This is a genomic window from Streptomyces sp. NPDC127108 (assembly GCF_042677545.1).
GTDB lineage: Bacteria > Actinomycetota > Actinomycetes > Streptomycetales > Streptomycetaceae > Streptomyces.
Map to the genome: position 1 here is coordinate 113,278 of NZ_JBHXTE010000008.1, position 23,108 is coordinate 136,385.

Consider the following 23,108-nt stretch of genomic DNA (forward strand, 5'->3'; position numbering starts at 1 on the left):
CAGGATCCCGGGGACCCCTGACAGCGGACTGACAGGCCGGACGGGGGTGGGGCGCGGGCCGGACGGCGGTCGGGCGCGGGGCGAGTGGGGGCGGGGCGCGGGGCCCGGCCGGGGTGCCGCAGCTCACGTTCGGCGGTCAGGTCGCTGTCAGCGGGCGGTGGAATCATGGGGGCCGACCGGTGTGCCGTCGCACGCCGGTGGACGACCGGCTGACTGGGGGACGGCAATGGTGTGGACGCAAGCAGTCGAGGCACGGCCCTTCGCGGCGGGCCGCCTGGTGTGCTTCCCGCACGCCGGGGGCTCGCCGTACTTCTACCGCTCGTGGGGCAAGGCGCTCACGGACGTGGAGGTCCACACGGTCTGCTATCCGGGGCGCGCCGACCGCATCGCCGAACCGCCCGCCACGGACCTGAAGGCGATGGCCCGCGACCTCGCCGAGGAGCTGCGCCCGCTGCCCGACGGGCGGCCCACGGCGTTCTTCGGGCACAGCATGGGCGCGTTCGTTGCCTATGAGGTGGCCCGGCTCTGGCAGGCCGACGGCGCGGAGGTGAGCCACTTCTTCGCGTCGGCGGCCCGCGCCCCGCACACGGCGACCGGCACCCCGGAGCGCGCCGCCGAGGTGGACGACGCGGCCGTCCTGCGCACCCTCGCCCAGCTCGGCGGCACGGACGCTGAGCTGCTCGACAACCCGGTGTTCCTGGAGCTCGTGATGCCGTACGTGGGCGCGGACTTCCGGATGGTCGCGGGCTACGCGGGCGGCCCCGACGCGCTCCTCGACTGCCCCGTCACGGTGCTGCGCGGCGAGGCGGACACCCGGGTGAGCCCCGCCGAGGCCGCCGCCTGGTGGGAGCAGACCCGGGGCCCGGTCACGCTGCACACGCTCGCCGGCGGGCACTTCTACCTGACGGACGAGCCGCCGCTGCGGATCGTCGAGGACGCCCTGCGCGCGAGCTGAGGCCGGTGGGCGCGGGCTGAGGCCAGTAGGCGCGGGCTGAGGGTCGGGGGGCGCGGACCTGGCCGGGGCGGGCCCTCGTCAACTCCCGCCGCGCCCCCGGTACATCTCGGCGAGCAGGAACGCCAGGTCCAGGGACTGGGCGCGGTTGAGGCGGGGGTCGCAGGCCGTCTCGTAGCGGTGCGGCAGGTCCTCCTCCAGGACGGCGTTGCCGCCGCCGACGCACTCGGTCACGTCGTCGCCGGTCAGCTCGACGTGGATGCCGCCGGGGTGGGTGCCGAGCTCCTGGTGGACCTCCACGAACCCGCGCACCTCGTCGAGGACGGTGTCGAACCGCCGGGTCTTGTGGCCGCTCGGCGCCGTCGTGGTGTTGCCGTGCATCGGGTCGCTGACCCATGCGACCAGGGCGCCCTCGGCGTTGACCTTCTCCACGAGGGTGGGCAGCAGGTCCCGCACGCGGTCGGCGCCCGCGCGCACCACGAACGTGAGACGGCCGGGCTCCCGGTCGGGGTCGAGCCGGTCGAGCAGGGCGAGGACGGTGTCGGGGGAGGTCGTCGGGCCGAGCTTGACGGCGATGGGGTTGGCGACGCGGGAGAAGTACTCGACGTGGGCGCCGTCGAGGTCGCGGGTGCGCTCGCCGATCCAGAGGAGGTGGCCGCTGGTGGCGTAGGCGCGGCCGGTGCCGAGGTCGGGGTCGGGGTCGGTGCGGGTTCCCGGGTCGGTGCGGGTTCCCGGTTCGGTGCGGGCAGCGGGCTCGGTGCGGGTCAGGGCCGCCTCGTAGTCCAGGAGCAGCCCCTCGTGGCCGACGAAGAACTCGGCGGTGGCGAGCTCCCGGGTGTCGACGCCGCAGGCCCGCATGAAGTCGAGGCTGCGGCCGATCTCGTCGGCGAGCTGTGCGTAGCGCTCGCCGGCGCCGGACGCGGCCACGAACCCCTCGTTCCAGGCGTGCACTTGGCGCAGGTCCGCGAAGCCGCCCGTGGTCAGGGCGCGCACCAGGTTGAGGGTGCGCGCCGACGCCTCGTACATCGCGCGCAGGCGGCGCGGGTCGGGGACGCGGGCCGCCTCGGTGAACTCCAGGGCGTTGACCGCGTCGCCCCGGTACGAGGGCAGGACGACCCCGGCGCGCTCCTCGACGGCGCTGGACCGCGGCTTGGCGTACTGCCCGGCCATGCGGCCGACCTTGACGACGGGGAGCGCGGTGGCGTGCGTGAGGACCACGGCCATCTGGAGCAGCGTCTGGAGCTTGCCGCGGATCGCGTCGGCGGTGGCCCGCTCGAAGGTCTCGGCGCAGTCGCCGCCCTGGAGCAGGATGGCCTCGCCGCGCGCGACGGCCGCCATGCGCCGCCGCAGCTGGTCGCACTCGGCGGCGAAGACCAGCGGCGGCGCGGTGGCCAGGTCGTCGGTGACGGCCCGCAGGGCGCGCGGGTCCGGCCAGTCGGGCTGCTGCCGGGCGGGGAACGCCCGCCAGGATTCGGCGGCCGGATTCTTCGCCGCGATTTCCCTTTTGCTGGCTCTTGCGCTGGCTTTCATGACGGCCTTCCCCGTGCGGACATAGGACAGGAGGAACGGAAACGCCCCACAACTGAATCCGTACGGCCCCGCCGGGGTCAAGCGTTTCGGAATTGGTCCGCCCCGAGTCCCCGGAATTGGTCTGGCACGGTTCACGGCACCGCTGTTTGACTTTCCGGCAGCACCGAAAGGCGGCCGTGGGACAAGCCGACGGCGGCGAATTCACAAGGAGTTCACCATGCCGGACTTCACGCCGGACCGCACGCCGGACTTCACGCCGGTCGACGTGCGGGTGACCGATGCCGAACTGCCCCGCCACGACCCCCTGGACCTGTACGTCCCCCTGCGCGCGGCCCTCGGCGGGGACGACGTGTTCCTGTTCGAGAGCGTCGACGGCGCCGACCAGGACCGCCGTGCGGCCGTCGTCGGCTTCGGGCGGCTCGCGGAGATCCGGGTGTACGACGGGTACGTCGACCTCGACGGCACGCCCGCCCTCACCCGCGCGCTCGCCGGTGCGGCCCTGGCGGCCGGGCTGCGCGGGGACCATCCGCGGGAGCCGGACCCGGGCGTGCACCGGCTCCGCCTCACCGCCGCCGACCAGGTCTGGGACTTCCTCGGCCGCGCGCAGCACCTGTTCGCCCTCGACACCGAACTGCCCACGACGGCCTACGCGTTCGGCTTCCTCACCTCGCTCGCGTACGAGGCCGCCTGGCACCTGGAGGCGCTGCCCGCCAGGACCGGGGAGCCGGACGCGCCGGACATCACGCTGACGCTCTTCAGGGACACCGTCTGGTACGACCTGGCCGACGGGTCGGTGCGCCATCTGCGGGCCGAGAGCCGGGCGTTCGGGGACGGCGATCCGACGGCGGCCCGGGCGGTGGCGCACGAGGCCGCACACGCGGCGGCACGGTCGGGCGCGCGGCCGTCCGCGGTGGTCCCCGAGGCGCCCGGGCCCGAGTCCGTGCGGGACAGCGTGGACCGCGAGACGTTCCTGGGCTGGGCGAGGACCTGCCTGGAGCACATCGGGGTCGGCGACGTCTACCAGATCCAGATCGGCCACCGCATCGACGTCCGCACCGCGTTGACGCCCGTCGACGTCTACCGGCGGCTGCGCGCCCGCAACCCGTCGCCGTACATGTATCTGATGCCGCGCGCGGGCCGCACCCTGATCGGGGCGAGCCCTGAGCTGTTCTTCCGGATCGAGGGCGACGAGATCGTGATGCGCCCCATCGCGGGCACCGCGCGGCGCGGCCCCGACGAGGAGGAGAACCAGCGCCGGGTCAAGGAGATGCGCGAGTCCATCAAGGAGCAGGCCGAGCACATCATGCTGGTCGACCTGTGCCGCAACGACATCGGCCGGGTCACCACGGCGAGCACCAAGCCGGTGGACCGGCTGATGGCCGTGGAGGGCTTCAGCCACGTCTTCCACCTGGTGTCGACGGTGTCGGGGCAGCTAGAAGAGGGCGCGGGCACCTGGCAGGCGGTGCGGGCGACGTTCCCCGCGGGCACCATGACCGGGGCGCCGAAGGTGCGCGCCATGGAGATCGTCGACGGTCTGGAGCGGGAGCGGCGCGGTGCCTACGCGGGCGCGGTCGGCCTGGTCGACGTGCGCGGCTGGAGCGAGCTGGCGCTGTGCATCCGCACGGTCGAGCACGACGGGGACACCTACTCCACGCAGAGCTCGGCGGGGCTCGTCGCCCAGTCCGAGCCCGAGGCCGAGTGGCGCGAGACGCTGGCGAAGATGGGCGCCGCGTACTGGGCCCTCACCGGTGCGGAGCTGCTGCCGTGACCGGCGCGCCGCACCTTTGGCCGCTCGGGCCGCGCGGGCTCACCCCGCCGCCCGCACCGGCCGGGCCCCGCGCGCGGTCCGCGTACGACACTCCCCCGGCCCCGTACGAGAGAGGCATCCCGGACATGAACGTCCTGCTGATCGACGCCTACGACAGCTTCGTCCACATCATCGACCAGTACCTGCGCACGCTCGGGGCGCGCACCCGGGTGGTGCGCTCGCTGACCCGCTCCCCCGCCGAGCTGGCCGCGACCGAGCCCGACGCGGTGGTCCTCGGGCCGGGGCCCGGGCATCCCGCCGCGTCCGGGCACGTGGAGCTGGTACGGGAGTTCGCGGGGCGGGTGCCGCTGCTCGGCGTGTGCCTGGGGCACCAGGCCGTCGCGCTCGCGTACGGCGGGCGCGTCGAGGTGGCCGGGCAGGTGATGCACGGGCGCACCAGCACCGTGCGGCACGACGGCGCCGGGGTCTTCCAGGGCCTCGGGCACACCCTCGAAGCCACCCGCTACCACTCCCTGGTCGTCGCCGAACCGCTGCCCGCGCAGCTGGTGACGACGGCCACCGCCCTCGACCACGGGTACGTGATGGGCCTGCGGCACCGGACACTGCCCGTGGAGGGCGTGCAGTTCCACCCCGAGAGCATCATGACGAACGGGGGGCTCGCGATGATGGAGAACTTCCTCGGGCAGGCCGCTGCCGCCCGGGCCGGGGCCGCCGAAGCCGGGGCCACGGCGCCCCCGGCCGGATTCGGGGCCGCCACCGCCGCGTTCACCTCCCCCTGACCACCTCCGCGAGCTCCCGCACCGCCTCCGTGACGCCCGAGCGGGGCAGGTGTGCGTGGCCGACGACCAGGGCGGGCGCGGTGGGCCCCGGCCGGGCGTGGAACGCCGCGCCGCCGCGCACCAGGACGGACCGGGCGAGCGCCCCGGCGACCACCGCGGCCTCGTCCACGTGCCGGGGCAGCCGCACGTACGCGTGCAGGCCCGCCGCCCGGCCGATGACCCGGGCGCCGGGCAAGTGTTTCCGCACGGCCTCCTCCAGGGCCTCGCGGCGGCTGCGGGCGCGGGCGTTGAGGCGGCGCAGATGGCGGTCGAACAGGCCGCCGCGCAGGAGTTCGGCGAAGGCCAGCTGGGTGAGGGTGTCCGTGCCCAGGTCCTGGCGGGCGCGCACCCTCAACAGGCGGTCGAGGAGCGGCCGGGGCGCGGCGATCCAGCCGAGGCGCAGGCCGGGGGCGAGGGTCTTGCTGGCCGTGCCCGCGTACACGACGTGGTCGGGGGCCTCGCGCTGGAAGGCGAGCGGGCGGATGCCGCCCTGTTCGTACCAGAGCCCGCCGTCGTAGTCGTCCTCGATCACCAGGCCGCCGGTGTCGCGCGCCCAGCGGGCCAGGGCCTCGCGGCGGCTCGCGGACAGTTTGACGCCGGTGGGGAACTGGTGGGCGGGCGTGACCAGGACGGCGCGCAGGCCGGACGCGGCGAGCGCCTCGACGTCGACGCCCTCGGCGTCCACGGGCAGCGGCACCGGGCACAGGCCGCTGTCGCGCACGAACTGCCGCTGCCCGGGGTGGCCCGGGTCCTCGATGCCGAGCGCCGTCACCCCGTCCTGGGCCAGGGCCGCGCACACCAGGGACAGCGTCTGCGCGAATCCCGCGACCACCATCACCTGGTCGGCGCCCGTGCGCACGCCCCGCAACCGGCCCAGGCAGTGGGCCAGTTCGAGGCGCAGCGCCGGCTCGCCGGCGAGCGGCGGATAGCCGTGGCCGGTGGCGTCGGCGCGGTTCAGGACGCGCTGGTAGCAGCTGAGCCACTCGCGGCGCGGGAACGCCGCGAAGGTGTGGCCGCCGGGTCTGAGGTCCCAGCGGGCCCCGGCGGCGTGCGCGTCCGGTCCCTCTTCCAGGAGGGCGGGCACGACCTGCGGCGGCTCGGCCTCCAGGTGCGCCACCACGCGGGTGCCCGCGCCCCGCACCGCCTCCAGATAGCCCTCGGCGACGAGCTGCCCGAACGCCTCCACGACCACGCTGCGGGAGACGCCCAGGTCGTCCGCGAGGCGGCGGCTCGACGGCAGGCGCGTGCCCGGGTGCAGGATGCCTTCCGCTATCTCCTTCCTGATGAAGCGCTGTATCTGGGAGGTCAGGGACTGTTCGGATTCCCTGACGACGTCCACTGCCATGTGCAGGGCCACGGCCCCTCCCTTTCCTGTGCCTCGTGAACTTCTTCGAGTTCTTCTGGAATTGGCCCGTACGGCTCCTCGAAAAGTGGTCTGGAATGTGTGTCGGCCGCTCTCCAGAATGAAAGGGACGTGCTCTTCTTCTTCGAGGATTCGAGGAGAATTCCCGTGACCGCCGATGAGCCACAGGGCCGTACCTGGCCGGAACTGCTGAACGCACTGCTGAGCCGCAGGGATCTGACCTCGGCCGAGACCGCCTGGGCGATGGATCAGGTGATGTCGGGCGCCGCGGGACCCGCGCGGCTCGCGGGTCTGATGGTGGCGCTGCGCGCCAAGGGCGAGACCGCCGAGGAGATCGACGGCCTGGTCGACGCCATGTACGCGCACGCCGTGCCGCTGTCCGTGGCCGGGCCCGCCCTCGACATCGTCGGCACCGGTGGCGACGGCTCCCACAGTGTCAACATCTCCACGATGTCGGCCGTCGTCGCCGCCAGCGCCGGGGCGCGCGTCGTCAAGCACGGCAACCGCTCGGCGTCCTCGGCGTGCGGCTCCGCCGACGTCCTGGAGGAGCTGGGCGTGGCGCTCGACCTGCCCGCGCCGGAGATCGCGGAGGTGGCGGAGGAGGTGGGCATCACGTTCTGCTTCGCGCCGCTGTTCCACCCGGCGATGCGGCACGCGGCGGGGCCGCGCCGGGAGTTGGGCATCCGCACGGTCTTCAACATCCTGGGCCCGCTGACGAACCCGGCCGCGCCGGTGGCCCGTGCGGTGGGCGTGGCCGACGCCCGGCTCGCGCCGCTGCTCGCGGCCGTCCTCGCCCGGAGGGGCGTGTCGGCGCTTGTCTTCCGGGGTGACGACGGGATGGACGAGCTGACGGTCACGACTACCTCCACGGTCTGGTCGGTCTCCGGCTCCGGGGTGCGCGAGGAGTCCTTCGACCCGAGGGACATCGGCATGGCGTACGCCACCGGGGACGCGCTGCGCGGCGGTGACCGGACGCACAACGCGCGGGTGGCACGCGAGTTGGTCGCGGGGGCCCGCGGTCCGGTCAGGGATGCCGTCCTGCTCTCGGCCGCCGCGGGGCTCGCGGCCCTTGAGCCGAGCACCGCCTGCGTCACGGAGCGCATCGCCGCCGGGGTGGACCGCGCCGCCGAGGCCCTCGACTCGGGCGCCGCCGCGGCCGTGCTCGACCGGTGGGCGACGGTCACGACGAAGCGCCGCGACCAGGGGGCGTGAGCGGGACAGCCGGGACGAGCACCGTCCAACGGGCCCCGGGCGACCGGGGCCTTCGGCCGTCGGGAGGGCAACTGCCACGAGCCCGGGCCGGACCACACGCCACAGGCTCAGGCTCAGGCAGAACCAGGTTTCACAAGCACAAGCACAAGCGCAGACGCCTGTTCAGACGCAGACGCAGACACGAACCCCGCGCTCACCCGATCCCCCCGACCCCCCGCCCCCGCTGCCGCGCCAGGCCCCGCCCCGCCGCCACCAGTTCGGCCACCGCCTTCCTGCTGTCGCCGCCCGTCACCACGGACTCGCCCACGAGGATCGCGTCGGCGCCCTGGGCCGCGTACGCCATGGCGTCTTCGGGGCCCCGGACGCCGGACTCGGCTATGCGCACCACGCCTTCCGGAATCTCCGGGGCGAGCCGGGCGAACATGCCTCGGTCCATCTCCAGGGTGCGCAGATCGCGGGCGTTGACGCCGATGATCCAGGCGCCCGCGTCGAGGGCGCGCTTGACCTCCGTCTCGTCGTGCACCTCCACCAGGGGCGTCAGGCCGATCTCGGCGGCCAGCGCCAACAGCTCGGCGAGCAGCGGCTGTTCGAGGGCGGCGACGATGAGCAGGACCAGGTCCGCGCCGTGCGCCCGCGTCTCCCAGAGCTGATACGGGTCGACGATGAAGTCCTTGCGCAGGAGCGGCACCCGCACCCGCGCCCCCACCGCGTCCAGGTCGGCGAGGTGGCCGCCGAAGCGGTGCCGCTCGGTGAGGACGCTGATCGCCGCCGCGCCACCCGATTCGTACTCCGCGGCGAGGCCCGCCGGGTCGACGATGTCGGCCAGGCACCCCCGGGACGGGCTGTTCCGCTTGACCTCGGCGATGACCTTCATGCCGTCCGCCCCGGAGAGCAGCGCGGCGCAGTCCAGGCCGGGGCCGACCTCCGCCACGCGGTCCGAAAGCTCGGCCTCCGGAACCAGCCGGCGCCGCTCCGCCAGGTCGGCCCGCACCGCCCCGATGATCTCGTCGAGCGCGTTCATCCATCCGTCCTTCCCTATGCCGACAAACCTAAGGACGGCCGGAGCCCCGGACCACACCCTTTAGCGTTCGTTGAAAGTCCCAGGTGGGAGGGTGTGGTCCGGCGGTCCGCCCGTCGAGCAGCGGGCTGCGCGCGGTCCGGGGAGCGGCGGCCGGGACCACGTCGGTCCAGGTCACGGCGGTCCGGGCCGCGCCGCTCAGGTCATGGACACCACCACCTTGCGCGTGCCGGTGAAGGCCTCCCGGCCGTGCAGGACGGACATGTTGTCGACGATCATGATGTCGCCGGCCTGCCAGGGCTCGGCGATCCGGTTGGCGCGCTGGGACGCGCGCACGTCGGCGAGGTCCTCGTCGGAGAGCGGAGTGCCGTCGGCGTAGGTGATCCAGTGCGGCAGTTCGTCGTGGTCGTCGATGAGGGAGAGCAGGGTCTCGGCCTCCTCCGGGGGGAGGTTGGAGGGGTGCCACTGGTCGGCCTGGTTGAACCAGGTGTCGCGGCCGGTGCGCGGGTTCTTGCGGATACCCGGCCGGTGCTGGCGCACGCGCAGTCCGCCGTCCTCGGTCCAGGTGAACTCGGCCTCGGACGCGGTCAGGAACTCCTCGACGACCGCCTTGTCCTCGGTCTCGAAGGTCGCCTGCCAGGACTTGCCGAGGCCGAAGCCGCCGTGCAGGTGCTGGTGGTAGACGACGCCGTCGGCGAAGCGCGCGCGCACCTCGGGCGCGAGGCCCGCGAGCAGCGCCTCGCCGTCGCACACGGGGGTGGCGCCGCCGGTGTCGGCCGCGTCGAGGCAGCAGAAGTACAGCCGTGTCGGCCAGGCCTTGGCGTACGACATCTCGTTGTGGAGGGAGATGTCGTAGCGCGCCGGGTACTCCGTGGACGTGAAGACGCCGTCGGACACAGTGGCGCGCGGGGTGTTGCCGCCGCGGTAGCTGCCGATGAGGGAGTCGCCGAAGCGGGTGACGGTGCGGTGGAAGGCGGCGGCGTCCGCGATGCCGAGTCCGCGTACGAGCACGGCGCCGCACTCGGCGATCAGCTCGTCGGCCCGCACGCGCACTGCCTCCCAGGAGTCGGATGCTCCGCTTCCGGCCCCCTTACCCACCTGGACGCCGCTGTCACCACGCGCCCCGGAGCCACCGTCCGACCCGGAGCCACCGTCCGACCCGGAGCCACCGTCAGCCCCGAAGTCACCGTCCGCCCCGAAGTCGCCCTCGACGTGCAGCACGGCCAGCGTCGTCCCGCCCGTCGTACGCCTCTCGTCACGCATCGCCGTCCGTCCTTTCCCTGGCCGGCTCCGCCGTGAAGGCGACGGGCAGACCGCTGTAGCCGTGTACGAAGTTGGAGTAGAGCCGCCGCGCGGGACCGCGCAGGTCGATCCGCGCGACCTGGTCGCGCACCGTCTCGACCATGGCGTTCACATGGACGCGGCCGAGGAACGCGCCGAGGCAGAAGTGCGGGCCGTGCCCGAAGACGACGTGCTTGTTGGGGCTGCGCCCCACGTCGAAGGAGTACGGGTCGGTGAAGACGTCCTCGTCGAAGTTGGCGGAGCTGTTCCACAGGGTGACGACGTCGCCCGCCTTGATGACCTGCTCGCGCAGGGGTACGTCGACGAGGGCGCGGCGCCCGAAGTGCATGGCGGGCGTGGTCCAGCGCAGGATCTCCTCGGTGGCGCTGTCGGAGGTGACCTCGCCCGCCTTGAGGCGCCGCCACTGCTCCGGGTTCTCGGCGAGCGCGATGAGACCGCCGACGAGGGACATGCGGGTCGACTCGTCGCCGCCGAGGATCAGGCTGTAGCAGTTGAGGACGATCTCGTCCTCGGTCAGCGGCTCCCCGTCGACGGTCGCGGTGGCCAGGACGCTGATGACGTCGTCGCCGGGGGCGCGGCGTCGCTCGGCGGCGAGTTCGGAGAGGTAGAGCAGTATCTCGTTGCGCGCCATGAGCGATTCCAGCTCGCTGTCCTCGCTGCTGTGCCGGGACAGGGTCTGGGTGTTCCACTCGACCAGGCGCGGGCGGTCGGCGTGCGGGATGTCCATGAGGTCGCCCATGGTGTGGATCGGCACGTGGTCGGCGACGTCGGTGACGAAGTCGGCGTCGCCCGACTCGACGGCGCGGGCGACGAGTTCGCGGGTGTGCCGGTGCACCCCGTCGACGACGGGCTGCAGGACGCGCGGCGCGAAGGACTTCAGCATGAGGTTGCGGATCGCGCGGTGGCGGGGCCCGTCGGTGACGGCGAGCATCTTGCCCGCGGCGGAGTCGCCGCCCTGGAGCAGGGTGGTGAGGACGTTGCCCTTCTCCGAGGTGAACCGCTTGTTGTCGCGGTACACGGCGACGGCGTCCTCGTACTTGGACACCACCCAGAAGCCGGGCGCGCGCTCGGTCGGCGGGTGCCAGTGGACGGGGCTCTCCTCGCGGAACCGCCGCCACAGGGCGTGCGTGTCCACGTCGTGGAAGGTGCGGGGGTCGGTGAGGTCGACGGCTGCCGGGTCCGGCGGCGCCAACACCTGGGTCAGGGACATGAGGTGACTTCCTTCAGGCACGGGGCTCAGGAGCCCGCGGTACGGAACCGGGCCTAGGAGCCCGCGGTACGGAACCGGCGCAGGCTCACGACGACGCAGGTCGCGAAGAGCGCGCCCAGGGTCACGGCGACCACCACCAGCGGATGCTCGCCGGGGAAGCCGCCGCCGCTGGTGGCCGGGTTGCCCCACAGGTCGCGGCAGGAGGCGATGACGGCGCTCACCGGGTTCCACTCGGCGACCGGGCGGATGGCGCCCGGCATGGACTGCGGGGCGAGGAACGCGCTGGACAGGAACGGCAGGACGACCACGATGAACGGCGCGACCACGCTGATCGTCTCCACGCTGCGCAACGTCATCGCGAGGAGCACGCCGAGCCAGAGCATCGCGTACAGGAAGAGCGCGACGATCCCGAACCCGGCGAGCGTGGGCAGCACCCCGGTGTGCGAGCGCCAGCCGAGCGCGAGGCCCGCGCCCGCCGTGACGGCGAGCCCGGCGAGCCCGACGAGGAGGTCGGCGAGGGTGTACCCGATCGGCACCGCGGATCTGCTGATCGGCAGCGAGCGGAACCGGTCGACGAGCCCGCCGCGCAGGTCCATGGCGATGGACACCGCCGTCGGCCCGACGCAGGCGAGGCCGACCTGCACCGCGCCGCCCGCGAAGACGTACTCGGTGTACTCGCCGCCCGCGGGCAGCGTGATGGCGTCCCGGAAGAGATAGCCGAGCAGGACCATCGACACCAGCGGGTTGAGGACGATGCCGATGGCCCGCCCCGGGGCCCGGCGCAGCCGCCGGAGCCTGCGGCCCGCGACCGCGAGGACCTCGGTGAGGAGGGCCGCGGGGCCGGTCCGGGCGGGCGGCAGTGCGGCACCGGGCGGGCCGCCGGGTCCTGGCCGCCCGGCGGGTCGGCCCGCCGGCGGGCCCGGCTCCAGGAGGGTGGCGGTCATGACGTCTCCCGCCCGGCCCTGGCCGCACGCTCCGACTTGGCCTGCATCCGGGCCAGTTCGGCGGCGACGAGCGGCCCGATCTCGGCGAGCGGCCCGGGGTCGAGCATGTCGTCGTGCGCGCACTCGACGCGGTGGACGGCCACTTCGCCCGTGCAGTACGGCTCCCACAGCCGCTCCTTGTCCGTCACGTCGCCCCAGGGCGAGTGGTCGGCGAGGAAGAGCCGCATCCGGCCGTCGAAGGCGCCCGGCGTGTAGTCGGGGATGATCGCCTGGTGCCGGGCCATGAGCCGCAGCATCCGGCCCATGCGCTCCTCGCCGAGCCGCGCCAGCGGGTTGCCGTCGCGCCGCAGGACGTCGATGACGTCGTCGGAGGTGAGGTCGCGGTCGCCGAACTCGGAGCGGTGGTGGCCGACGCCCTCCAGGAACCAGGCGAGCATGTTCTGCTCGCCGCCCCTGGTGTCGGCCACTCCGGTACGCGGATACGAGTCGAGGTTGGCCACCAGGCCCACCTCGTCCCCGGCCGCGCGCAGCTGCACGGCGATCTCGTACGCGACGATCCCGCCGAAGGACCACCCGAGGAGGTGGTACGGGCCGCTGGGCCGTACGCCCTTGATGAGCCGGACGTACGCGGCGGCGATGTCCTCGATGCTGTCGGGCAGCGGGGCGCCCGCGACGACGGCGGGCGCCTGGATGCCGTACACCGGGTGCTCCGCGTCGATGTGGCGCGTGAGCGGCAGGTACGAGAGGGCGAGTCCGACGCCGCTGTGCACGCAGAACACGGGCGGGCGCGAGCCGGTCTCGCGCAGCGGGAGGACGGTCGCGAAGGGGTCCGCCTCGTCGTTCCCGGCCGCCGTGCCCTGCGAGCCGATGGCGTCGATGGCGTCGGCGACGATCTGGGTGCTGCCGCGGGGGGCCGGGGACGCGGCGGGGGGCGCGGGGGCGGGGTCCGGTGCGGGGTCCGGTGCCTCGGGGTCCTGCGGGGTCTCGGCCGGTTCCGGGGTCAGGGTCGCGGCCAGGGCCCGCACGCTCTGGTGCGCGAAGACGTCCGCGATGCTGATCTTCAGCCCGGCCTTGCGCGCCTGGCTGACGAGGCGCAGCGACTTCATGCTGTCCATGCCGCCGGACACCTCGAAGAAGTTCTCCTCGGCGGCGAACCGCTCGACGCCCAGGAGCCCCGCGACGATGTCGCAGAGGGTGTCCTCGGCGGTGGGGAGCAGGGGTTCTGCCACGGGCTCCACGGCTTCGGCCGCCTCGGGGGCCGCCTCGGGCTCCACGACCGCCTCGGCCACCGCCTCCACCCCCAGCTCGCCGAGCCGCACGTCCGGGTCCGCCGCCACGGCCCGCAGCACCCGCGTGAACTGCTCGACCATGTGCTCCGCGGTGGCCCGCGCGTACAGGTCGGTGCTGAAGGTGAGGAGCCCGCGCAGGCCCTCGTGGCCGGGCCAGGCGACCAGTTCGAGCAGCAGGTCGAGCTTGGCGTGGTCGGAGCCGACGTACTCGGGGCGGACCGTGAGGCCCGGCAGGTCGAGGTCCGTGACGCCCTCCGTGCGGACGCCGAGGCCGATCTGGAACAGCGGGTTGCGGCTGAGCGAGCGCGGCGGCTTGAGCGCGTCGACGACCTGGTCGAAGGCCACGTCCTGGTGGGCGTACGCCGCGAGGTCGGTCTCCCGGAGCCGCCCGAGCAGCTCGCGGAAGGTGGGGTCGCCGCCGGTGTCGCCGCGCAGGACGAGGGAGTTGATGAACATGCCGACGAGGTCGTTCAGCGACTCGTCGGCGCGGCCGGCCACCGAGACGCCGAGGGGGATGTCGGTGCCCGCGCCGAGCCCGGTGAGGAGGGCCGAGAGGGCCGCCTGGAAGACGATGAAGTCGGTGCTGCCGGTGGACCTCGCCAACGCCGCGAGCGCGTCGGCGAGGTCGCGCTCCACGTCGAAGAGGACCACGTCGCCGTGCGAGGCACTCGCCTCCGGGCGCGGGAAGTCCGTCGGCAGGTCGAGCTCGTCGGGAAGACCGGCGAGGGCGTCCCGCCAGAAGGCCAACTGCCGCCCGGCCAGACTCTCGGCACCCCCGTCGCCGTCACCGCCGCCGTCGAGCAGCTCCCGCTGCCACACCGCGTAGTCAGCGTACTGCACCGGCAGCGGCGTCCAGCGCGGCGCGTGCCCGGCGGCGCGGGCCCGGTAGGCGGTGGCGAGGTCGTTCTGCAGGGGCTCCATCGACCAGCCGTCGAAGACGATGTGGTGCAGAACCAGGAGCAGCACGCACTCGTCGGGCCGCACCGGGAAGAGCCGGGCCCGCCACGGGAGTTCGACGGTGAGGTCGAAGCCCTGGTCGCCCTCGGCGGCGAGCGCGGCGGCAAGGTCGGCCTCCGGGACGGTGACGGCCTTCAGGTGCGGCCCGCCGGTCGCGGCGTCCCGCACCTCGGGCGCGGGCACGCCGTCGGTCTCGGGGATCACCGTGCGCAGCACCTCGTGGCGCGCGGCCACGTCGGTGAGGGCCCGCTGGAGCGCGGCGGTGTCGAGGCGGCCGGTGAGCCGGAAGGCCAGGAGCGTGTTGTACGAGCCGTCCTCGCGCCCCTGTCGCCGGTTGAGGAACCACTGGCGCTGCTGGCTGTACGACAGGGGCCGGTCGGCGCCCGCCGGTGCCGGGGTCAGCGGCGGCCTGGCGTGGGCCGCCGCCTCGACGTGCCCGGCGAGGGCCACGACGGTGCGGGCGTCGAACAGCGCGCGGATGGGCAGTTCCACGCCGAGCGCGGTGCGGGCGCGGCTGACCAGGCGGGTGGCGAGCAGCGAATGCCCGCCGATCTCGAAGAAGTCGTCGTCGATGGAGACGTGGTCGGCGCCGAGGATGTCGGCGAACAGGCCGCACAGGATGCCCTCGGTGAGGGTGCGCGGCGCGCGTCCGCGCGAGGCCGCGCCGAGTTCCGGGTCGGGCAGGGCCCCCCGGTCCAGCTTGCCCTGGGCGGTCATCGGCAGCGCGTCGAGGGCGACCACGGCCGAGGGCACCATGTAGTCGGGCAGGGCCTCGGCGAGGCGGTCGCGCAGGGCGGTGGTGTCGGCGGCGGCGACCCCCGCGCCCGTACCGGAGGAAACACCGGCACCGGAGGAAGCACCCACACCGGAAGCGGCAGCTCCCGGCCCGGATCCCGTGCCCGGCCCGGAGGCCACCACGTACGACACGAGCCTGCGCTCCCCCGCCTCGTCCTCCCGCACCACCGTGACGGCCTGCTCCACGCCCGCCTGGGCGAGCAGCGCCGAGGAGATCTCGCCCAGCTCGACGCGGATGCCGCGCAGTTGGACCTGGTCGTCGACGCGGTCGAGGTAGTCGAGTTCGCCGTTCGGCAGCCAGCGCACGAGGTCGCCGGTGCGGTACATGCGTTCGCCCGCGGGGCCGTAGGGGTCGGCGACGAAGCGCTCGGCGGTGAGGCCGGGCCGGGCGAGGTAGCCGCGGGCGAGGCCGCCGCCGACGTACAGCTCGCCGGGCACGCCGGGCGGTGTCGGCCTGAGGTCGCGGTCGAGGACGTACACGCGGTGGGCGTTGGTGGGGCGGCCGATGGGCGGACGCCCTGATGCGGTGAGGGGGCCGCTGACCGTGCAGCCGACGACGGCCTCGGTCGGACCGTACCCGTTGAACATCTTCACCGACCCGGCCCACCGCTCCACTACCTCCGCGGGCACGGCCTCGCCGGTGCCGACCAGGCGCAGGTCGGCGGGGAGCGTGGCGCCCTCGGGGAGCGCGCCGAGGACGACGGGCGGCAGGGCGACGAGGTTGATGCGGGCGTTGTTGATCAGGTCGACCAGGGGCTGTCCCGGGGTGCGGCACTCCTCGTCGGCGATGACGAGGGTGCCGCCGGGGAGCAGCGCCAGCATGATCCCGAAGATGGACGCGTCGAAGCTGAACGAGGCGAACTGCAACACCCTGGTGTCCGTGTCGAGTTCGAAGCGGTCGGAGAGGCTGTCGACCATCGCGAGCAGCCCGGTGTGCGCCACGACGACGCCCTTGGGGCGGCCGGTGGAGCCGGAGGTGTAGATGATGTACGCCGGGTGCCGCGGCCGCAGCGGAGCGGTCCGGTCGGCGTCGGTGAGGTCGGCGGCGTCGAGGGCGGTGAGGCGCGCTGCGGTCTCCGGGGCGTCGAGCAGGACCAGGCGGGTCGTGGCGTCGGCGTGCGCGCCGACGGTCCCGGGCAGTCCGGCGGGCCGCTCCGCGAGGGCGGTGTCCGTGAGGAACACCGTCGGGCGGGCGTCCTCGACCATGTAGCCGACGCGGTCCGCGGGGTACTCGGAGTCCACGGGGACGTAGGCGGCGCCCGCCTTGACGGCGGCGAGGGCCGCGACGAGCAGGTCCGGGGTGCGCGGCAGCATCACCGCGACGGCCCGTTCGGGTCCGGCGCCGAGCTCGACGAGCAGCCGCGCGAGCCGGTTGGCGCGGGCGTTGAGGTCGGCGTACGGCACCTCCTGCTCGCGCAGGACCACGGCGGTCTTGTCCGGGGTCTCGGCGGCCCGCGCCTGGAACACGTCGGTGGCGAGCCCGCCGCGCTCCGGACGTGCCCCGCCGCTGCCCGACCAGTCGCCGAGCACCTGGCGCAGCTCGTCCTCGCCGAGCGCGTCGAGGCGGCCGAGGGGGGCGCCGGGCGCGGCGGCGAGCTGTTCGAGGACGCGGGTGAAGCGGCGTACGAACACGGCGACTTCGCCGGTGTCGAAGATGTCGGGGCGGAACTGGGCCTCCAGGCGCATCCGGTGGCCCTCGACCGGGAACACGCCCATCGCCAGGGGGTATTCGGCGACGACGCGGGCGTTCCAGGCCCGCGTTGACAGGCCGGGGACGTGCTCGCCGAGGGTGTCGAGGGCGCCGGACGGATAGTTGTGGAAGCTGACGACGGTGTCGAAGAGCTCGCCCGCGCCCGCGCCCTGCTGGACGTCCGCGAGGCCGAGGTGCTGGTGCGGCTCCAGGGCGAGTTGGCGGTCCTGGAGGTCGGTGAGCATCGTCTCGAACGGCACGGACGGGTCGAGCGTCACCCGCACCGGCAGCGTGTGCATGAACGCGCCGACGATCCGCTCCACGTCCGGCAGGTCCGCCGGGCGCCCGGACGCCACCGCGCCGAACGTGACGTCGCGCCGCCCGGTGAGGCGGCCGAGCGCGACGGCCCAGCAGCCCTGCATGACGGTGTTCAGGGTCAGGCCGCGCGCGTGCGCCCACGCGGAGACGGCGGCGGTGAGCTTCTCGGGCAGCTCGGCCGTCAGCGTCTCGGGCAGCACGGACACCCGGGGCCGGTCGGCCGGGCCGAGCCGCGTCGGCTCGTCGATCCCGGCGAGCTCCTTCTGCCATGCCTCCCTCGCGGCGGCCTTGTCCTGCGCGGCGGCCCACTCCAAGTAGGCCCGCACGGGGGCGATTTCGGGGAGTACGGAGGTGTCGGCGCCGTTGGCCCACAGCGTCACAAGATCGCTCGCGAGGACCGCGGACAGGGACCAGCCGTCGACGAGCATGTGGTGGGTGGTCCACACGACGCGGTGCCGGTCGGCGCCCGCGCGGTAGACGGTGAAGCGGGTCAGCGGGCCCTCGCCGACGTCGAAGCGGCGCAGCCACTCCTCGTCGGTGCGCCGGGCCAGCTCGGCGTCCACGGCGTCGGCGGCCACGTCCGTCAGGTCCACCTCGGCCCATGGCACGTCGACCGCGCCGGGGATCAGCTGGACGGGGTCGCCCGCGTCCCGTTCCCGGAAGCGGGCGCGCAGCCCGGGGTGGCGGCCCACGAGGGCGGTGGCGGCGGCGCGCAGGGCGGCCGGGTCGAGGGGTCCTTCCACGTCGAGGACGACCTGGAGGGTGTAGGCGTCCATGCCCTGCCGGTCGAACTCGGCCTGGAACAGCAGGCCGCGCTGCAGCGGCGACAGCGGCAGGATGTCGTCGAGGCGCGCGAACTCGGCCTCGTACGCCTCGATCTCGCGCTGGGAGACGGTGACGAGCGGGAACTCCGACGGGGTGCGGCCCCCGGCGTCCGGCCGCTCCGCGTGCGCGGCGAGCGCCCCGAGCGCCCGGAACCAGCCGTCGGCGAGCGCCCGTACGTCGTCCTCGGCGAGCAGCGCGCCCGCCCAGGTCCACTCGGCCACGAGCACCGGGCCCTCGGGCCGGTCCTCGGTGAGGGAGACCAGTTCGAGTGCGTGCCGCAGCGGGGTCTCGGGGGCCGCGCCGAGGCCGAACGTACCGGCCTCCATGGTCCAGTCGCGGCGCTCCCCGACGGTGAAGCGGCCCAGGTAGTTGAAGCCGACGCGCGGGGTGCCCGCGCGGCCGAGCACGGCGGCGGTCTGCGGGTTGAGGTGACGCAGCAGTCCGTGGCCGAAACCGTGGTCGGGCAGGGCGCGCAGGGTCTCCTTGACGCGCTTGAGGGCGGCGGAGCAGGCGGGGCCGCCCGCGTGCAGGTCGGCCCACTCGGCGTCGCCGAGGCCGCCGACGTCGCCCAGGTCGAGGGCGACGGGGAAGACGCTGGTGAACCAGCCGACGGTACGCGACAGATCGACGCCACCGTCCTCGGCGGCGCCCGCGAACTGCTCACGGCCGTGGCCCTCCAGCTCGACCAGCGCGCGCCCGGCCGGGGCGCCCCGGCGCCGGGCACGGTCGGCGAGAGCCAGCGCGAGGCCCGTCAGGAGCACCTCGTTGACCTCGGTGCCGAAGGCCGCGGGCAGCCGGGTGAGCAGGGCCCGCGTCCGGTCGGCGGGCAGCTCGACGCGGAGCGCGCCCGCGCCGGCGCGCACGTCGACGGCGGGGTCCAGGGGGCGGTCGCCGAGGGCGGCGGCGTCGGGGCCCGGGGTCGACTGGGCGCTCCACAGGGGGAGTTCGGCGACGCGGCTCGCGCTGCGGGCCTCCTCGGCGAGGAGGGTCGCCCAGCGGCGGTAGGAGGTGGCGACGGGGTCGAGCCGGGGGACGCGGCCCGCGGCGAGCGCGGTGTACGCGGCCTCCAGGTCGGGCAGCAGGATCCGCCAGGACACGCCGTCGACGGCCAGGTGGTGGATGACGAGGAGGAGCCTCGGGGCGGCCGTGCTGGTCGCGGCGTCGGGTCCGGCGTCGGCTGCGGCACCGAGCCCGGCGGCGAGACCGGCACCGGTCGCGGCATCGCCACCAGCACCAGCCCCGGCCTCAAGCTCACCCCCGCCCGCTCCCCCGCCCTCGCTCTCCAGCAGCACCGCCTGGACCACCAGCCCGTCCTCGGGGCGCAGTCGTGCCCGCGCCGCCGCCACCTGCTCGGTGAGGACGGCGTCCGGGTCGGCCGTCGGGGCCACGGTGACGCGGCTGAGCACGTCGGCCGCCGCCACCTCGCCCGGGGGCAGCGTCCGCAGCGACCACAGCCCGGCCACCGGCACGCCGAGGCGGAGGCGCAGTGCGTCGTGCTGGTCGAGCACCGTCTGGAGGGCGCGCTCCAGGACGTCGGCGGACACGTCGCCGGGCACGGAGACCGTGACGTACTGGCTGAACTCACGGGTGGCATCAGGGAGTTGGGAGACCTCTTCGCGGAGCTGGTCGACGATCGGGGTGAGGGCGACCTCGCCGACCCCGTCCGCGACGGCGACCGGCTTCGCGGCGGCGCGTCCGGCGACGGCCGCGATGGCCGCCGCGGTCCGGTGCTTGAACACGTCGCGGGCGGTGACGACGAGGCCCGCGCGGCGGGCGCCGCTGACGACCTGGAGGGAGCTGATGCTGTCGCCGCCCAGCTCGAAGAAGCTGTCGTCGGCGCCCACTTCGGGCAGGCCGAGGACGTCCGCGAGCACGGCGCGCAGGATCCGCTCCGCCTCGGGACGCGCCCTGCCGCCCGCGTCGCCGCCGCCCGCGCCCCCGGCCGCCGTACCGCCGAGGCCACCGGTGCGCGCGCCCTCGGCCTGCTCCCAGCGCGGCGCGGGCAGCGCCTTGCGGTCGACCTTGCCGTGGGCGGTGAGCGGGAGTTCGTCGAGGGTCAGGAGCACGGAGGGGACGAGGGCCCCGGGCAGCAGCGCGGCGAGCGCGGCCCGCAGTTCGCCCGGCGCGGGGGCCGCGCCCGTGGTGTCGCCCGCCGTCTCCATGACCACGTAGCCGACGAGGCGGCGCTGCCCCGCCGGGTCCGTGACGGCCGCGGCGACCGCGTCGGCCACCCCGTCCAGGGCCCGCAGGCCCGCCTCCACCTCGCCCAGCTCGACGCGCTGGCCGCGGATCTTCACCTGGTGGTCGCGGCGCCCGACGAAGGCGAGCTGCCCGTCGGGGCGCAGGACCACCTGGTCGCCGGTGCGGTACATCCGGGAGCCGTCGGCGGCGAACGGGTCGGGCACGAAGGTGACGGCGGTGCGCCCCGGTTCGTCGAGGTAGCCGCGGCCGACGCCCCGCCCGGCGATGAACAGTTCGCCCGGCACCCCGCGCGGCACCGGCCGCAGGTCGTCCCCGAGGACGTACAGGCGGGTGTTGCGCAGCGGCCGCCCGATCGGCACGACGGGCGTGTCGAGGTCGGCGGCCGAGCGGACGTAGGCGTGCGTGACGTCGTCGGAGCACTCGGTGGGGCCGTAGAGGTTGGCGAGCGGGATGCCGGGGTGGCGGGCGAACCAGCGGGCGCACAGGTCGGCGGGCAGCGCCTCGCCGTTGGAGATCATCCAGCGCAGCGCGGGCAGCGCGGGCGCGCTCCCGGCGGCGTCCCACACGTCGAGGGCGGCGCGCAGCAGGGACGGTACGACTTCGAGGACGGTCAGGTGCTCCTCGGAGATGACGCGGAACAGCGCGTCGGGGTCGGCGAGGTCGAGGCGGTTCACGGCCCGGACCCGGCCGCCGACGAGCAGTGTGGTGAGGGTCTGCCAGACGGTGACGTCGAAGGTGACGGGCGCGTTGTGGACGAGCGCGTCGGCCGCGTCGAGGCCGAACTCCTCGACCTTGGCGAGCATGTGGTTGACCATGCCGCCGCGCTGCACCATCGCGCCCTTGGGGCGTCCGGTGGACCCGGAGGTGTGGATGACGTACGCGAGGTCGTCGGGGCCGCCGACGACGGGGGCGAGCGCGGTGTCGGGGTCGCGGGTGCCGTCGAGCACGTGGACGGGCAGGGGGCCGCCGGGCAGGTCGGCGGTGATGTGCTCGGCGAGGGCGCGGTGGTGGGCGTCGGTGAGGACGAGGGCGGCGCCCGCGTCGCGCAGGAGCGCGGTGAGGCGGGGCAGCGGGGCGCCGGGGTCGAGCGGCATGAAGGCGCGTCCGGCGCCGAGGACGGCGAGTTCGGCGGTGACGAAGTCGCGGCCGGGCTCGGTGAGGATCGCGACGGGGCCCGTCGGGGCGGGAGCGGTGATCAGCGGCGGGACGGGGCTGGTCGGGCCGGGTCCGGCCCCCGGCTGCGGCACGGCGCCCGTGAGGGCCGATCCGCCCACCGACAGCGACACAGCGCCCGTCAGGGCAGATCCGGCCCCCGACTGCGGCACGGCACCTGTCAGAGCCGATCCACCCCCCGACGGCGACACAGCGCCCGTCAGCACGCGCGACACGGCGCTGGCCCGCCCGACGAGCCCGGCGTAGTCCAGGCTGCCGCCGTCGTCGGTGACGGCCACGGCGCCCGGGGTCTCGGCGGCGCGCTGCCGGATCCGCTCGACGACGCCGAGGTAGGGGGTCTCGCGGACCGGCCCGGTCAGGTCGGCGTCGCTCTCGCCGGGGGCGGCGAGGTCGAGGGCGGACAGCGGGGTGTCGGGCGCGGCGGTCAGGAAGCGGTCCAGGAAGCCGGTGAAGCGGGCGAGGTGGTCGCGGATGTCGCGGGCGTCGTAGCGGGCCTCGTTGCCGCTGAGGTCGACGGCGATCCCGGCGTCGCCCTTGTCGGCGACGGTGAACTCCAGGTCGTCGACGAGGCCGGGGGACGGGGTGTGGATGGTGGCGGTGGCAGGGCCGATGGGCAGGCGCTCGACCTGCGGCAGGACGTTGACGTACGGGCCGAACGGCCTGCGGTCGTCGCTGCCGAGGCCCATGGCGCGGCGGATCTGGCTGACGCGGTGGCGCTGGTGCTTGAGGCCGTGGGTCAGCGACTGGTAGGCGTCCGCGAGGAGTTCGGCGCGGGTCGTCGTGGGGTACGCGGTCAGGCGCAGCGGCAGGCAGTTGACGACGACGCCGGGGGTGGCCTGCATGGCGGCGCCCGCGCGCGCGGTCACCGGCAGGGAGAGGAGCACGTCGTCGGTGGCGGCCATGCGGGCGGTGTACGCGCCGATCGCGGCGACGAGCGCGGTCTGCCAGGTCACCCGGGCCTCCCAGGCCACGGCCCGCAGCCGCTCGGCGACCTCGGCGTCGAGGACGGCCACGTCCCGCAGGAACGTCTGGCCGGGCGGCACGTCGCGGGCGGCGAGGCTGACCAGCGGCGGCCGGTCGGCGACCCGTGCCTGCCAGTAGGCGCGGTCGCGGTCGGCGCGCGCCGAACCTCCGTACGCCGCCTCGGCGTCGGCCAGGGTCGACAGCGGCGCGAAGGCGCCCTCGGTCAGCGGCGTACCGGCGAGCAGCGCCTCGTAGATCGCCGCGAGCCGCCGCCACAGCAGCACGACGCTGAAGCCGTCGGTGACGAGATGGTGGCTGACGAGGCAGAAGAAGGCGCGGTCCGGGCCGATGGTGAACAGGCTCAGGCGGAACAGCGGGACGTGCGCGGCGGCCCGCACCGGGAAGGCGGTGCGCAGGTCGGCGTCGATGGCGGCGCGGGCGGCGGCCTCCGGGTCGTCGGCGCCGCTGACATCGGTGACCGTCAGGGGCAGCCGGTCGAGCTCCTCGACGAACTGCCGGGGCCGGCCGGTCGCGTCCTCGGTGGACTCGGCGAACCGCACCCGCAGGCACTCGGCCTCGACGGCGAGCCGCTCGAGGGCCGCCCGGAAGAGGCCGGTGTCCAGGGGGCCGCGGATGTCCCAGTAGGCGGCGGTGTTGTAGGTCGCGCCGCCGCCGGACAACTGCTCGTCGAACCAGATGTCCTGCTGTCCTGCGGTGAGCGGAAGGCCCTCCGTCGCCGGGTGGTCCGTCGATATGCGGTTCATAGCAATCCCCTAGCG

11 protein-coding genes are annotated in these 23,108 nt (G+C 74.7%); 4 read left to right on the plus strand and 7 right to left on the minus strand.

The genetic code is table 11. The annotated features are described in order from the left end of the window. Nucleotides 1–229 precede the first annotated feature (229 nt). Complete coding sequence (locus ACFVHO_RS09000; RefSeq protein ID WP_385711704.1) at nt 230–955, plus strand: thioesterase II family protein; 726 nt, start codon at nt 230–232, stop codon at nt 953–955. 78 nt (nt 956–1,033) lie between these two features. On the opposite strand, the gene ACFVHO_RS09005 is transcribed toward ACFVHO_RS09000, so the two are convergent. Beyond that, complete coding sequence (locus ACFVHO_RS09005) at nt 1,034–2,482, minus strand: class II 3-deoxy-7-phosphoheptulonate synthase (protein WP_385711706.1); 1,449 nt, start codon at nt 2,480–2,482, stop codon at nt 1,034–1,036. A gap of 217 nt (nt 2,483–2,699) precedes the next feature. Here ACFVHO_RS09005 and ACFVHO_RS09010 point away from each other — a divergent pair, with 217 nt between their 5' ends. Both ACFVHO_RS09010 and ACFVHO_RS09015 read left to right on the plus strand, forming a co-directional pair. Further along, a complete protein-coding gene (locus ACFVHO_RS09010) occupies nt 2,700–4,250 on the plus strand; it encodes an anthranilate synthase component I family protein (protein WP_385711708.1) in 1,551 nt (516 codons plus the stop codon). Between the two features lie 125 nt (nt 4,251–4,375). Beyond that, a complete protein-coding gene (locus tag ACFVHO_RS09015) occupies nt 4,376–5,029 on the plus strand; it encodes an anthranilate synthase component II (protein WP_385711710.1) in 654 nt (217 codons plus the stop codon). Here the strand turns inward: ACFVHO_RS09015 and ACFVHO_RS09020 are convergent. Beyond that, a complete protein-coding gene (locus tag ACFVHO_RS09020) occupies nt 5,016–6,425 on the minus strand; it encodes a PLP-dependent aminotransferase family protein (protein WP_385711712.1) in 1,410 nt (469 codons plus the stop codon). The genes ACFVHO_RS09015 and ACFVHO_RS09020 overlap by 14 nt on opposite strands. A 147-nt stretch (nt 6,426–6,572) precedes the next feature. Between ACFVHO_RS09020 and trpD the strand changes: the two genes are divergently transcribed. Continuing rightward, nucleotides 6,573–7,643 (plus strand): anthranilate phosphoribosyltransferase, encoded by a 1,071-nt coding sequence (gene trpD, locus ACFVHO_RS09025; RefSeq protein WP_385711847.1) that lies wholly within the window; start codon nt 6,573–6,575, stop codon nt 7,641–7,643. A 193-nt stretch (nt 7,644–7,836) separates the two neighbouring features. On the opposite strand, the gene trpC is transcribed toward trpD, so the two are convergent. The 5 genes from trpC to ACFVHO_RS09050 form a co-directional block, all read right to left on the minus strand. Then, a complete protein-coding gene (trpC, locus tag ACFVHO_RS09030) occupies nt 7,837–8,664 on the minus strand; it encodes an indole-3-glycerol phosphate synthase TrpC (protein WP_385711714.1) in 828 nt (275 codons plus the stop codon). Nucleotides 8,665–8,859: 195 nt separating this feature from the next. Then, entirely contained in the window at nt 8,860–9,924 is a 1,065-nt protein-coding gene (locus ACFVHO_RS09035; protein ID WP_385711716.1) for a TauD/TfdA family dioxygenase, read from the minus strand. Beyond that, a complete protein-coding gene (locus tag ACFVHO_RS09040; RefSeq protein WP_385711718.1) occupies nt 9,917–11,173 on the minus strand; it encodes a cytochrome P450 in 1,257 nt (418 codons plus the stop codon). Before ACFVHO_RS09040 ends, ACFVHO_RS09035 begins: the two co-directional genes overlap by 8 nt. Nucleotides 11,174–11,226: 53 nt before the next feature. Then, the gene (locus ACFVHO_RS09045) at nt 11,227–12,117 is read right to left on the minus strand and encodes an ABC transporter permease (RefSeq protein ID WP_385711720.1); all 891 of its coding nucleotides are present in this window, start codon (nt 12,115–12,117) and stop codon (nt 11,227–11,229) included. Continuing rightward, on the minus strand, nt 12,114–23,093 hold the full coding sequence (locus ACFVHO_RS09050) for an amino acid adenylation domain-containing protein (RefSeq protein WP_385711722.1): 10,980 nt from the start codon (nt 23,091–23,093) through the stop codon (nt 12,114–12,116). The genes ACFVHO_RS09045 and ACFVHO_RS09050 overlap by 4 nt, the downstream gene beginning before the upstream one ends. Nucleotides 23,094–23,108: the final 15 nt, after the last annotated feature.

Bases quoted from the DNA above. Each gene is read 5' to 3' on its own strand.
- ACFVHO_RS09040 (WP_385711718.1), bottom strand. From the start codon at position 11,173: ATGTCCCTGACCCAGGTGTTGGCGCCGCCGGACCCGGCAGCCGTCGAC.
- ACFVHO_RS09005 (WP_385711706.1), bottom strand. From the start codon at position 2,482: ATGAAAGCCAGCGCAAGAGCCAGCAAAAGGGAAATCGCGGCGAAGAAT.
- ACFVHO_RS09035 (WP_385711716.1), bottom strand. From the start codon at position 9,924: ATGCGTGACGAGAGGCGTACGACGGGCGGGACGACGCTGGCCGTGCTG.
- ACFVHO_RS09015 (WP_385711710.1), top strand. From the start codon at position 4,376: ATGAACGTCCTGCTGATCGACGCCTACGACAGCTTCGTCCACATCATC.
- ACFVHO_RS09050 (WP_385711722.1), bottom strand. From the start codon at position 23,093: ATGAACCGCATATCGACGGACCACCCGGCGACGGAGGGCCTTCCGCTC.
- ACFVHO_RS09010 (WP_385711708.1), top strand. From the start codon at position 2,700: ATGCCGGACTTCACGCCGGACCGCACGCCGGACTTCACGCCGGTCGAC.
- trpC (WP_385711714.1), bottom strand. From the start codon at position 8,664: ATGAACGCGCTCGACGAGATCATCGGGGCGGTGCGGGCCGACCTGGCG.
- ACFVHO_RS09045 (WP_385711720.1), bottom strand. From the start codon at position 12,117: ATGACCGCCACCCTCCTGGAGCCGGGCCCGCCGGCGGGCCGACCCGCC.